The sequence below is a fragment of the Serratia sp. JKS000199 genome (assembly GCF_900215455.1).
In the GTDB taxonomy this organism is placed as follows: Bacteria; Pseudomonadota; Gammaproteobacteria; order Enterobacterales; family Enterobacteriaceae; genus Serratia; species Serratia ureilytica.
In genome coordinates this window covers 1,604,704-1,616,625 of record NZ_LT907843.1, presented here as the reverse complement: position 1 = coordinate 1,616,625, position 11,922 = coordinate 1,604,704, and the positions used below count along the sequence as shown (strand labels likewise).

Sequence of the window (11,922 nt, the reverse complement as noted above, 5' to 3'; positions counted from 1 at the left end):
ACTATTTTTCGCGCTTCTAAATAAAGACTAGGGGTTATGGTGGGGCTTTTGTCATACAGCGTCAACTATTTGATTCGTTATGTGATTTGCTGCACAAATTCCTCGCAATTTCAGCGCGAATTGATTTTTATTTGCCCAATCTCAACGTCATTTCAGCATCAACGCCATCAGCGCCTGCGCCGCAGCGGTCAGCGGCCGTCGGCGGTGATGCACCAGCCACACTTCGGTCGTGGCGTCCGGCTCCGCCAGCGGCAAATAACGCACGCCGTCCACCCGCACCCGGGCGAAAGACGCCGGCAGAATCGAGACCCCCAATCCGGCGGAGACCAAACCGATGATGGTCATCGCCTCCCCCACTTCCTGAGTGATATACGGGGTAATGCCGGCCTTGCCGAGCAGCAGCAGAATTTCGTCATACAGCGCCGTGCCCACTTCGCGCGAGAAGAACACGAACGGCTCCTGCGCCAGGTGTTGAAAACGCAGCGCGCCGCCGGGCGTTTCCGCCAGCGGATGCCCCTCCGGCACCACCGCCACCAGCGGTTCGCGCAGCAGCAGCTGATAGTGCAGCGCTTCCGGCAGCCGCGTGTTGCGCATCACCCCCAGATCCAGCTCACCGTTCAGCAGCGGTTCGATCTGCTGTTTGGTGTTGATTTCGCGCATCTTGATGTGCACCTGCGGAGAATGCTGACGGAAAGCGCGCAGGCTGCGCGCCACCACGCCGATAAAGGGCGCGGAAGAGGTAAAGCCGATGGTCATTTCCCCCAGTTCGCCGCGATCCAGGCGCGCCGCCTTTTCCGCCGCGCGGCCGACCTGATCGAGCACCTGATAGGCTTCTTTGAGGAACATCTCCCCGGCCTGCGTCAAGCTGACGTTGCGGTTGTTGCGCGCCAGCAGCCGCGCGCCGACCATGTCCTCCAGCGCCTGGATTTGCTGGCTGAGCGGCGGCTGGGAGATACGCAGCCGCTCCGCGGCGCGGCCAAAATGCAGCTCTTCCGCCACGGCGATAAAGTAACGCAGGTGTCTCAACTCGATATTCATATTTAAAAAGTCTTAATTGTAATTATTAATATATTAGACAAAAAAATCGCCGCTCCCTATCATTTTGTTATCTGCAAAGTGTCTGTTTATCTCCCCGAAGTTCGGTAAGGAAACGCTGTGACAACCCCTGTGCGTTCTGCGGCCGTGATGCCGTCGACGCTGGCCGCCAACGATGACGCGGCCGCTGCGCCAAAAGTAAAACGCTCCACCCTCAACAACAAACTCCCCTATATCGAACGCGGCACGCCGCAGTTTATGCGCGTAACGCTGGCGCTGTTTTCCGCCGGGCTGGCGACCTTCGCGTTGCTTTACTGCGTGCAGCCGATCCTGCCGGTGCTGTCGCAAGATTTCGGCGTCTCGCCGGCCGAAAGCAGCCTGTCGCTCTCGGTCTCTACCGGCCTGCTGGCGATCGGCCTGATGTTCACCGGGCCGCTGTCCGACGCCATCGGCCGCAAGTCGGTGATGGTGGTGGCGCTGTTGCTGGCGGCAGTCTGCACGCTGATTTGCGCCTTTATGACCAGCTGGCACGGCATTTTGCTGATGCGCGCGCTGATCGGCCTGTCGCTGAGCGGCGTGGCGGCGGTCGGCATGACCTATCTCAGCGAAGAGATCCATCCCAGCTTCGTCGCCTTCTCGATGGGGTTGTACATCAGCGGCAATTCGATCGGCGGCATGAGCGGCCGCCTGGTGACCGGGGTATTGACCGACTTTTTCTCCTGGCGCGTCTCGCTCGGGGTCATCGGTTTGTTCGCCCTCGCCGCCGCCTTCATGTTCTGGCGCATTCTGCCCGCTTCGCGGCATTTTCGCGCCAGCTCGCTGCGCCCCCGCACGCTGCTGATCAACTTCAAACTGCATTGGCACGATAAGGGGCTGCCGCTGCTGTTCGCGGAAGGCTTTCTGCTGATGGGCAGCTTCGTCACCCTGTTCAACTACATCGGTTATCGCCTGCTGGCGGATCCTTATCATCTGAGCCAGGCGATCGTCGGCCTGCTGTCGGTGGTCTACCTCACCGGTTCCTACAGCTCGCCCAAGGCCGGGGCGCTCACCTCGCGCTTCGGGCGCGGCCCGGTGCTGCTGGCGTCGATCGTGATTATGCTGATCGGGATTCTGATTACCGCGTTGCCGCAGGTGCCGGCGATCTTTATCGGCATGATGCTGTTCACCGCCGGTTTCTTCGCCGCCCACTCGGTGGCCAGCAGCTGGATCGGCCGCCGTGCGCGCCGCGCCAAAGGCCAGGCGTCGTCACTGTATCTGTTCTGTTATTACGTCGGCTCGAGCGTGGCCGGGACCCTCGGCGGCGTGTTCTGGCACAGTTTCGGCTGGAATGGCGTGGCGGCGTTCATCAGCCTGATGCTGTTGCTGGCGCTGCTGGTGGTGCATTACCTGAAGCGCCTGCCGGAAGCGGCGCGCCTGTGAATAAAAAAGCCGCGGTGGATTACCGCGGCTCGCTATGCCAATGCCGGTGATTATTGACCGGTTTTCCAGCGGGTGCGCAGGTACTCCACGGCCTTATCCGTTTGCGGCTCGGTCAGATAACGTTGCCGGAACAGGATGGTTCCCCCCATCCCCGGCAAGCTCTCGTTGAGATCCAACTGCCTTTTCAGCTCAGGAACGCCGCCGTCGACGGTCCATGCCGGTTCGCTCGCCGATGGCGTGCCCACTTTATACAGCGCCACCCCGGCATAAAGCCGAACCGGCGTGTCTTTCACCACCTCGGCCCACCAGTTGGCCAGCACGTCGTAGCGAACTATTTCACGATCGAAAGGCCAGTACAGCTGCGGTGCGATGTAGTCGAGCAGCCCCAGTTTGACCCACTGGCGCGTATCGGCATAGGCCGCATCGTACGATGGCGCGCCGGCCTGAGTCGCCGAGCCGGCGGGATCGTCCGCTTTGTTTCGCCAGACGCCCGCCGGGCTGATGCCAAACGCGACAGCGGGCTTTAGCGCCCTGACGGTGGCTGAAACCTGTTTTATCAATTGCAGCGTATTGTCTCTTCGCCAACTGGCCTTGTCTGCAAACCCTTTGCCGTATTCGCGATACGTCTTTTCATCATCCAGCGGCGATTGCGGCGTCTCATAATAGAAATAATCGTCAAATTGAATGCCGTCGACGTCATAGTTTTTGACGACTTCAGCCACCACGCCGGTGATCCAGTTGCGCACGTCGGGTAAGCCAGGATCGAGCGCAAAGCGGTCGTTGGCCGTACGTATCCAGTCGGGATGCAGCGCATAGACGCTGGCCGGCGGAGACTGCAGCGTTTGATTAAGGGCATCAATCGTTTGCTGCCGGGTATTCATGGAAACCCGATAAGGATTCAGCCAGGCGTGCACTTTGATGCCGCGCCGGTGCGCTTCTTTCAGCATAAAGGCCAGCGGATCGTAACCCGGATCCTGGCCCACGGTGCCGGTCAAGACCTCCGACCAGGGCAAGATGTCAGAACGCCACAGGGCCGTTCCGTCCGGTTTAACCTGAAAATACACCGTGTTAATCCCGGTTTTCACCATGTCGTCCAGTGCGTCCGTCAGCGCCTGCTGCTGCAGGCGAATTCGCTCTGGCGCGGTTTCCGCTTTCAGGGAGGCCGCCGGCGGCCAGTCCAGCCCCATGACGGTGGCCAGCCAGATGCCCCGCATCGGTGTGACCGGCGGTGCAGGCTGCGGAGGCTTTTCCGGCTCAGGGGGTTTGGCGCATCCGCTCACGCCCAGCATGGCGGCCATCAACAGCCATCCGCCTAGTTTTGTTGCGCCTGTCGGCATAAATGTTCTCCTTCCGTGAGTGACGGTTATCCCATGTCGTATCGTGCAGAGCAAGAAACCGCCCGCTTTATCAACGCTATCCCGCGACCGGCGTCGCCCTTTCTGACGACGCCGGTACTTGTCCCATTACCAGCTCAGCCCCGTCCCGCGAGGGAACGCCACCTTGCCCGTATTGGTTTCCTCATCGTAGTCATGCCAGGTGTTGACCGGCAGTTTGCCCTGCGGTTTGATTTTCCCCGTCAGCACCTGTGCCAGAGATATCATCGAGGGACCGCGCCATACGCCGCTGTCATACCCGTAGTAAGAATAGGTGGCGACGGCAGCATCCACGTCTGCGGCATAGTTCACGATATCGTAAGGCGCGCGCAATGAGAGGTGAACGCGTTTTTTCCCCTGCTCGGCGGCGTATTTCAACCAGCCCGGATAAGGACTGGTATCATTAGCCGCCCCGGTTGCGGAGGTCACGACCCCATCCTGCTCGGCAGGCGTAAAGCGAGTCGAAAGCGTGCCGAGCAGGAACACGTCGCAATCGGCAATATGCGCCCTGATTTGGGCATCGCTCAGTTCCGTTTCCTTCGCGGCAACGACGTTCTGGTAGCCCTCCTGCGCCATCACGTTAGCGATGCCTTTGGCCTGCTCACCCCACGGGGTCAGGATAAAATAGCGCAGCGCCTTGTCTTTCAACGGCAGCAGGCTGTGGCGGTTAATGACCACGGTAATGGAGCGATCGGCGATGCGTTTTTCCAGCTTATGCGCTGAGGACGAAACGCTGCTGGAACAAGGGGCCTCGCGATGCCCCATCAGGTGATGGCGTAATTTGAGGCGCAAAATGCGCTCGACCGAAGCATCGATATCGGCCTCGTTGAGATGCCCTGTTTTCACCCGGTCCGCGAGGTAACGAATCAGGTCCGGCAGCAGGTTAGCCTGGGCCGGCGAAGCGATGCTGACAGGCATCAGGGCGATATCCACCCCGGCGGCAAAGACGTTTTCAGCCGCCCCTTGCTGGCTGAAATGCTCGGCAATCGCACCCATATCCAGCGCATCTGAAATCGTTACGCCGGCATAACCCAGCTCATCGCGCAGGATGCGGGTCTGAATTTCATGCGACATGGTGGCCGGCACCGTGATTTTTTCGCCGCTGCGGGTGTCGATCTGGCGGTTATCCAGCGCGGGGTACTGAATATGCGCGGTCATGACCATGTCCGGCGCCGCACAGCGGTCAATGGCCTGTTTGTAAGGCGCGATATCGATGGCAAACGCCTCTTCCCGCGTACGGTCGACGCGCGGCAAACCGGTATGCGAGTCGGTGGAGGTGCTGCCATGGCCAGGGAAGTGTTTGTAAGCGGTGATAAGCCCTTGCTGCTTCATCCCCGCCACCATTTTCTCGGCCAGGTGGGAAACGGCGTTCTTATCATCGCTGAAGGCGCGAACGTTAATCACCGGGTTGAACGGGTTGGTGTTGACGTCCACAACCGGTGCAAAGTTGGTATTGATATGCAACGCGCGCATATCCTGGGCCATCAGTTCGCCCTGTTCAACGGCGAGCTGTTTATCCGCGCCGCCCTCAATCGCCGCGGCGAGCGCCATATTGCCGGGGAATGAGGCATAGTCGCCGCGCGGCAGCCGGAAAACGTTACCGCCCTCGTTATCCGTGCCAATGAACAGGCGGATGCCGGCGTGGGTTTTCATCGCGGCATACCAGGCCGTTAACGTATTGATCTGCTGCTTATCTTTCAGATTATTGGCAAACAGGATCACCCCGCCCACATGGTTATCGGTGATCAGCTTGCCAATGGCTTCATCGGGAACGGTCATATCCTGATTGCTGCTACCGTTCCGATCCCAGTAGCGAAAATCCAGCATGATTTTTTGCCCGATCTTCTCTTCCAGCGTCATGTTTTTGACTTTCTGTTTAATATCCACAGTAAACCTCCTGTTAAAGCACCCGTTAATGACAGAAGAAAAGATAACCCCAAGGGCTCATAGCGTCCTGCCATTCTGTTTGTTCCAGCGTTTGGACAACGGCAAACGGGAAATGGATTAAACAGAAGACAAACGAACAGGAAAAAATCCATCAATGAATCAAAACCATAAGAAGAGCAGGTTTATTTTCGACAATCACACTTGCCTGCATGCGTAGCAGACGAGCGAGAGAATTCCCCCTGCTGCCCGCCCTATTTCCCCCTGGTAAGCCGGGCGGGCAGTTAAGCCGAGTATTGTCCCATTGCCGATGTTGCCCCCAGTCCGCTACTCTCCTATAGTATGTTGTAACTAAAATAGGGGCATATGATGAGCAAATACGATGTGATTGGCCGGATGAACGCCTGCTTTGCCGAACTGGAGCAAGCCCTCGGCGCATTGCAGCAGCAGATAACCCCGCTGCGGCTGCTGGCGGCGCGGGTGTTCAGCCTGCCGGAGGTAGAAAAAGGCCAGGAACATCAGGCCATTTCGCATATCGCGGTCGAGCAGCATGTGGGGCAAGCGGCGCGCGATCTGGCGCTGGAGCACTATCAGCGGCTCTTCATCCACCATAACCGTGAGAATGTCAGCAGCAAGGCCGCCGTGCGCCTGCCCGGCGTCATCTGTCTGGCGGTGGAGCAACCGGAGTATCAGGCGCTGCAGGCGCAGCTGGCGCTGATCAACCGCCTGAAAGGCGAACTGGAGCAGATTATCACCGTCGATTCCGGCCTGGCGCCGGAGCAGCGTTTCGAATTCGTGCACACCCATTTGCACGGGCTGATTACCCTCAGCGCCTACCGCACCCTCACCGCCCTGACCAATCCCGACTCGGTGCGCTTCGGCTGGGCCAACAAGCACATCATCAAAAACGTCAAACGGGACGACATCCTGGCGCAGCTGGAGAAAAGTCTGAAAGCCGGCCGCGCGGTGCCGCCGCACAGCCGTGAACAGTGGGCCGCCCTGGTCAGCCGCGAAATAGACGATGTCAGCCGTCTGCCGCAGCATGCGACGTTGAAAATCAAGCGGCCGGTCAAAGTGCAGCCGATCGCCCGCGTGTGGTATCAGCAGCAGCAAAAGCAGGTGCAACACCCCTGCCCGCTGCCGCTGATCGCCCTGTGTCAGGTTGAAAGCGGCGCTGCGGTGCCGAAGATCGGCGAACTGCTCAACTACGACGCCGACGCAGTAAAGCATCGCTACAAACCCGACGCCAGGCCGCTGCGGCTGCTGGTGCCGCGCCTGCACCTGTATACCGACGGCACTACTCGCTGAGGGCATATACCCGCAAGCGATGACCGTCCGGATCCCGCGCCACAAAGGTGTAGCCGAATTCCATTTCGGTTGGCGTTTGCTCGATAGGCAGCCCGAGCTCGCGCCACTGGTTATAGCGCCCCTCCACCTCTTGCGGATCCTGGCATAAAAAGCCCAGTTCACCGCCGCCGCCGGTCAGCGTGGCGGCGGGTTTTACCCCCTGTTTGGCCCACATCCCGAGCTTGAAGCCGTTGTTGAGCACGAACAGGGCAAAGCCGGGAGAAAGCTCTACCGGCGCCTGCCCCAGCAGGCGTTGATAAAAGGCGGCGCTGTTGAGCGGGTTATCGACGTAAAGCAGGGTCATGCTGGGAAGGGTCATCGGTCTGTCCTCTGGGTGATGGGAACCGGTTGGTTCCCGATAGGCACAGACTAAAGGAGGCGACTGACAGTTTATGGCAGCAGCGTGTCGTTATTGTTCCGCAATGCCTTCGCTCAACCGCCACTCTTTCAACAGTCGCCGCCGGCCATGCGGATAACGCTGTTCAAGCGGCGTGGCGGCCTGAATGCGATCGAGGCGAAAATGACGAAAGGCCTGACGCAACTCACACCAGGCAACCAGCATCTGGAACTGGTCGAAAAAGCCCAGCGCAAAGGGCCACAGCAGGCGTTCGCTGCGCTGCCCCGCCAGGTCGAGATAGTCGATATGCAGCTTGCGCTCGCGGCGGATGCTGTCACGGATTAACACCCGCATCTCATCCGCCACCGGCGGCGACTGAGCCGGTGCGATAAGCAGCGTGTTGGCCTCCAGCTCCTCCCGCAGCGCCGTCGGCAGCACGTCGGCGATCTTGGCGAGCGCCTGGCCCGCGGCGCTCGCCAACTGGCTGTCGCCGCGGCGGCTGACCCAGCGCATGCCCAGCACCAGCGCTTCTATTTCCGCTTGCGAGAACATCAGCGGCGGCAGCATAAAACCGGGGCGCAGCACATAGCCGAGCCCCGCTTCGCCGACGATCTCCGCTCCCTGCTGCTGCAGCGTGGCGATATCGCGGTAAAGCGTGCGCATGCTGATGCCCAGCGTCTGCGCCAACGCATGGCCCGCCACCGGATAGCGGTGGCTGCGCAGCAGCTGCATCAGATCGAGTAAACGTTGTGCGCGCGACATCTTAATTTCTCCATAAAAAAGGGGCTTACCTCAGTAAGCCCCCGGTTGCCTCACAGATCAATTACTTCTGCATGCTGCCGACCATCGCCTCCGGGCGCACCCATTCATCGAACTGCGCTTCGGTCAGATAGCCGAGCTTCAGCGCCGCGGCTTTCAACGTCAGCCCTTCCTTGTGCGCTTTCTTGGCGATTTGCGCCGCTTTGTCATAACCGATATGGGTGTTGAGCGCCGTCACCAGCATCAGCGATTCATTCAGCAACTGGGTAATGCGATCGCGGTTCGGTTCGATGCCCACCGCGCAGTGCTCGTTGAAGCCCTGCATACCGTCGGCCAGCAGGCGGATCGACTGCAGGTAGTTGTGGATCACCATCGGGCGGAACACGTTCAGCTCGAAGTTGCCGGAAGCGCCGCCGATATTCACCGCCACGTCGTTGCCCAGCACCTGCGCGCACAGCATGGTCATCGCTTCGCACTGGGTCGGGTTGACCTTGCCCGGCATGATGGAGCTGCCCGGCTCGTTCTCCGGGATAGAAATCTCGCCGATGCCGCAGCGCGGGCCGGACGCCAGCCAGCGCACGTCGTTGGCGATCTTCATCAGCGAAGCCGCCAGCCCTTTCAGCGCGCCGTGCCCCTGCACCAACGCATCGCAGGTCGCCAACGCTTCGAACTTGTTCGGCGCGGTGACGAACGGCTGATGGGTCAACTCCGCCAGCGCTTTAGCGACGCGTACGGCGTACTCCGGATGGGTGTTCAGGCCGGTGCCGACCGCCGTGCCGCCCAGCGCCAGCTCGGCGATGTGCGGGATGCTGTCTTCGATGTGTTTCAGATTGTGCGCCAGCATCGCCGCCCAGCCGGAGATTTCCTGGCCCAGGGTCAGCGGCGTGGCGTCCTGCAGGTGGGTGCGGCCGATTTTGACGATGTCGCGGTAGGCTTCGGCCTTGTCGCTCAGCGTCTTGTGCAGCACTTTCAGCTCGGGGATCAGGTGCTCGCGCAGCGCAATCACCGCCGCCACGTGCATCGCGGTGGGAAACACGTCGTTGGAGCTCTGACTTTTATTGACGTCGTCGTTCGGATGCACCTTGCGCTCTTCACCGCGCACGCCGCCCAGCAGCTCGCTGGCGCGGTTGGCCAACACTTCGTTCATGTTCATGTTGGTCTGAGTGCCGGAGCCGGTTTGCCAGATGGACAGCGGGAACTGGTCGGCATGGCTGCCCGCCAGCACTTCGTCGGCAGCGTTGATGATGGCGGCGCCCCGCTCGGCCGGCAGCAGCCCCAGGTCCACGTTCACCTGCGCGGCGGCGCGCTTGGTCAACGCCAGCGCATGGATCAGCGCGGTCGGCATCTTTTCGGAGGAAATGCGGAAATGCGCCAATGAGCGCTGGGTCTGTGCGCCCCACAGCTTGTCGGCCGGTACTTCGATGGGGCCCATGGAGTCTTTTTCGATACGAACGCCTGCCATCATTGTCTCCTTAGCATAATTCCTAAAATTGTAGGGTTAGGCCGACGCGCTACCCCCCGTCGGCACGCATTCCCAGTATAGTGACATAATAACTATTCGCATTAAGAGAGTTATCTCACAGCACGATTCATCTCTTTTACCCATTCATGACGCGGTTATTTGCCGTCGGTTAACCCGCGCCGAAATAAAGGCGAAGAAAGAACCGGGATAATAAACGCGGAGATGAAATTAACGCGCGTGACGCGAATTAAAATTATTGATGCGCTGCGCCTGTAAGTGATTGAGTTCATCGATCCGCTGCTGTTGCAAATGATTGATCTCATCGTAGGCATCCTGCCGTTCATTATGGCGATACGCCCCGGTCGCCACCGCGCCGGCGGTGAGCGCCAGCGGATGTGCCACGGGTGCAGTCACGGCGGGAAGCGCGACCGGTGCGGGCGCAACGACGATCGGCGCCGGCGTTACCACCACGGCGCGCGGGGCCGCGTAGGGATAGGTGACGATCACCGCCCCCTGGGCCGCCCCGGTGCAAAGCCCCAACAACAGCAACCATTTTTTCATGCAACAGACCTCTCATTTCGTTAAATCGACTCGTTAACGGCTACGGTAAAGCGGTCTGTCGTTCAGGTTTAAGCTCGGCGTGTGATCGCCCGACTTGGCGCAAAAATAATAATAAGGGAATGGCTCAGAAGGTAAAAAATAAATTCCGCCGACATACTTTGACATGCCGATAAATAAATAATGACGTAGAAAGCCTGCGCTGTCGGCAATAATTTCTTTCCCTACAATCAACGATCGATTGGCGGATTTATCGGGCCCTCTTGAGGCCGGTGAGCCATTTGAGACGCCGATCGTTATCACGCTATACTCTGGCCGCGTGGCCGGACGCAACCTTATCCGGCGTTGTTTTGATCGCGCCCATGAGGGTTCCTGCCGACGCGGGCGTATGATGGTTGTCGGCACAGATGAAGCGAATCGTATAAAATCAGTAAGTTATTGCCATTAGTGCGGCAATGACGCAAAGGACGTTTATCGACATGCAAAAAATGACCAACGCGGTACAGAATTACGCCTGGGGCAGCCACGATGCGCTGACCCGTCTTTACGGCATCGCCAACCCGGATAATCAGCCGATGGCCGAACTGTGGATGGGCGCGCATCCCAAGAGCCCTTCCCGCGTGCCCGGCGCCGATGGCGCACTGCGTTCGCTGCGCTGTCTTATCGATGAAGACCAGCCAAAGCAGCTGGGCGCTGACGTCGCCAGCCGCTTTGGCGAGTTGCCGTTTCTGTTTAAAGTGCTCTGCGCCGATCAACCGCTGTCGATCCAGGTCCACCCGAGCAAAGCGGCGGCCGAGATCGGCTTCGCGAAAGAGAACGCCGCCGGCATCCCGCTGAGCGCCGCCGAACGCAACTATAAAGATCCCAATCACAAGCCCGAGCTGGTCTTCGCCCTGACGCCGTTCCTGGCGATGAACGGCTTTCGCGAACTGGCCGATATCGTTTCCCTGCTGCAACCGATCGCCGGCGCGCACCACGATATCGCCACCTTCCTGCAGCAGCCGGACACCGCCCATCTGTCTACCCTGTTCGCCAGCCTGTTGACGATGAGCGGCGAGCAAAAGTCGCTGGCGCTCGGCGTGCTGAAAGCCGCGCTCAACAACCAGCAGGGTGAACCCTGGGATACCGTGCGCTTCATCGCCGGTTTCTATCCGGACGACAGCGGTCTGTTCTCACCGCTGCTGCTGAACGTGGTGCAGCTCGCGCCGGGCGAGGCGATGTTCCTGTATGCCGAAACGCCGCACGCCTATCTGAAAGGCGTGGCGCTGGAGGTGATGGCCAACTCGGACAACGTGCTGCGCGCCGGCCTGACGCCGAAATTTATCGACGTGCCCGAGCTGCTGGCCAACCTGCAGTTCCGCCCGCAGCCGGCGTCCGGCCTGCTGACCCAACCGGAGCGGCGCGGCAACGAACTGTTCTTCCCGATCCCGGTGGAAGATTTCGCCTTCTCGCTGCACGATTTGACCGCCGCGCCGCAGGCGCTCGCGCAACGGAGCGCGGCTATCGTGTTCTGCGTCAGCGGCGAAGCGACGCTGGAAAAATCCGGGCAGCGCCTGACGCTCAAACCGGGTGAATCCTGCTTTATCGGCGCCTTCGAATCGCCGGTCAACGTCAGCGGCAGCGGCCGTATCGCCAGGGTTTATAACCAACTGGCCTAACCGTTGATAAATTTCAGCAAATTGCTTGCTGAAAGCGAGAGCTGCCCCCACAATTAAACGCCTGCGGGCGTTTTTTGTCGGCCCACATTT

General features: G+C 59.9%; 11 protein-coding genes. 3 read left to right on the top strand and 8 right to left on the bottom strand.

Annotated elements, in window-relative coordinates; translation table 11 throughout:
- Window positions 1–147: 147 nt before the first annotated feature.
- Entirely contained in the window at window positions 148–1,038 is an 891-nt protein-coding gene (locus tag CPH57_RS07895) for a LysR substrate-binding domain-containing protein (RefSeq protein WP_033650481.1), read from the bottom strand.
- A 147-nt stretch (window positions 1,039–1,185) separates the two neighbouring features.
- Here CPH57_RS07895 and CPH57_RS07890 point away from each other — a divergent pair, with 147 nt between their 5' ends.
- On the top strand, window positions 1,186–2,454 hold the full coding sequence (locus tag CPH57_RS07890) for an MFS transporter (protein WP_169539675.1): 1,269 nt from the start codon (window positions 1,186–1,188) through the stop codon (window positions 2,452–2,454).
- A gap of 50 nt (window positions 2,455–2,504) precedes the next feature.
- On the opposite strand, the gene CPH57_RS07885 is transcribed toward CPH57_RS07890, so the two are convergent.
- Window positions 2,505–3,791, bottom strand: a complete 1,287-nt coding sequence (locus CPH57_RS07885; protein WP_096242211.1) for a glycoside hydrolase family 10 protein — start codon at window positions 3,789–3,791, stop codon at window positions 2,505–2,507.
- A 126-nt stretch (window positions 3,792–3,917) separates the two neighbouring features.
- Complete coding sequence (locus CPH57_RS07880; RefSeq protein ID WP_096242210.1) at window positions 3,918–5,714, bottom strand: glycoside hydrolase family 3 protein; 1,797 nt, start codon at window positions 5,712–5,714, stop codon at window positions 3,918–3,920.
- A 366-nt stretch (window positions 5,715–6,080) separates the two neighbouring features.
- Between CPH57_RS07880 and tus the strand changes: the two genes are divergently transcribed.
- Complete coding sequence (tus, locus tag CPH57_RS07875) at window positions 6,081–7,019, top strand: DNA replication terminus site-binding protein (RefSeq protein ID WP_033642973.1); 939 nt, start codon at window positions 6,081–6,083, stop codon at window positions 7,017–7,019.
- Here the strand turns inward: tus and CPH57_RS07870 are convergent.
- The 5 genes from CPH57_RS07870 to CPH57_RS24300 all read right to left on the bottom strand — a co-directional run bounded on the left by CPH57_RS07870 (window position 7,009) and on the right by CPH57_RS24300 (window position 10,477).
- A complete protein-coding gene (locus tag CPH57_RS07870) occupies window positions 7,009–7,377 on the bottom strand; it encodes a VOC family protein (RefSeq protein WP_096242209.1) in 369 nt (122 codons plus the stop codon). The genes tus and CPH57_RS07870 overlap by 11 nt on opposite strands.
- Before the next feature lie 90 nt (window positions 7,378–7,467).
- A complete protein-coding gene (locus CPH57_RS07865) occupies window positions 7,468–8,157 on the bottom strand; it encodes a YafY family protein (RefSeq protein WP_042784422.1) in 690 nt (229 codons plus the stop codon).
- A 61-nt stretch (window positions 8,158–8,218) separates the two neighbouring features.
- A complete protein-coding gene (fumC, locus tag CPH57_RS07860; RefSeq protein WP_089191696.1) occupies window positions 8,219–9,616 on the bottom strand; it encodes a class II fumarate hydratase in 1,398 nt (465 codons plus the stop codon).
- A 228-nt stretch (window positions 9,617–9,844) separates the two neighbouring features.
- Entirely contained in the window at window positions 9,845–10,177 is a 333-nt protein-coding gene (locus CPH57_RS07855) for a hypothetical protein (RefSeq protein ID WP_033642969.1), read from the bottom strand.
- 33 nt (window positions 10,178–10,210) lie between these two features.
- The gene (locus tag CPH57_RS24300; protein WP_128868934.1) at window positions 10,211–10,477 is read right to left on the bottom strand and encodes a hypothetical protein; all 267 of its coding nucleotides are present in this window, start codon (window positions 10,475–10,477) and stop codon (window positions 10,211–10,213) included.
- Window positions 10,478–10,653: 176 nt separating this feature from the next.
- On the opposite strand from CPH57_RS24300, the gene manA reads away from it, so the two are divergent.
- Entirely contained in the window at window positions 10,654–11,832 is a 1,179-nt protein-coding gene (manA, locus tag CPH57_RS07850) for a mannose-6-phosphate isomerase (protein ID WP_033650488.1), read from the top strand.
- Window positions 11,833–11,922: the final 90 nt, after the last annotated feature.

What these genes read in the sequence shown, in the direction of transcription:
- CPH57_RS07895 (WP_033650481.1), bottom strand. Translation starts at nt 1,038, where the DNA reads ATGAATATCGAGTTGAGACACCTGCGTTACTTTATCGCCGTGGCGGAA.
- manA (WP_033650488.1), top strand. Translation starts at nt 10,654, where the DNA reads ATGCAAAAAATGACCAACGCGGTACAGAATTACGCCTGGGGCAGCCAC.
- CPH57_RS07855 (WP_033642969.1), bottom strand. Translation starts at nt 10,177, where the DNA reads ATGAAAAAATGGTTGCTGTTGTTGGGGCTTTGCACCGGGGCGGCCCAG.
- fumC (WP_089191696.1), bottom strand. Translation starts at nt 9,616, where the DNA reads ATGGCAGGCGTTCGTATCGAAAAAGACTCCATGGGCCCCATCGAAGTA.
- CPH57_RS07890 (WP_169539675.1), top strand. Translation starts at nt 1,186, where the DNA reads ATGCCGTCGACGCTGGCCGCCAACGATGACGCGGCCGCTGCGCCAAAA.
- CPH57_RS07885 (WP_096242211.1), bottom strand. Translation starts at nt 3,791, where the DNA reads ATGCCGACAGGCGCAACAAAACTAGGCGGATGGCTGTTGATGGCCGCC.
- CPH57_RS07865 (WP_042784422.1), bottom strand. Translation starts at nt 8,157, where the DNA reads ATGTCGCGCGCACAACGTTTACTCGATCTGATGCAGCTGCTGCGCAGC.
- CPH57_RS07870 (WP_096242209.1), bottom strand. Translation starts at nt 7,377, where the DNA reads ATGACCCTTCCCAGCATGACCCTGCTTTACGTCGATAACCCGCTCAAC.
- tus (WP_033642973.1), top strand. Translation starts at nt 6,081, where the DNA reads ATGAGCAAATACGATGTGATTGGCCGGATGAACGCCTGCTTTGCCGAA.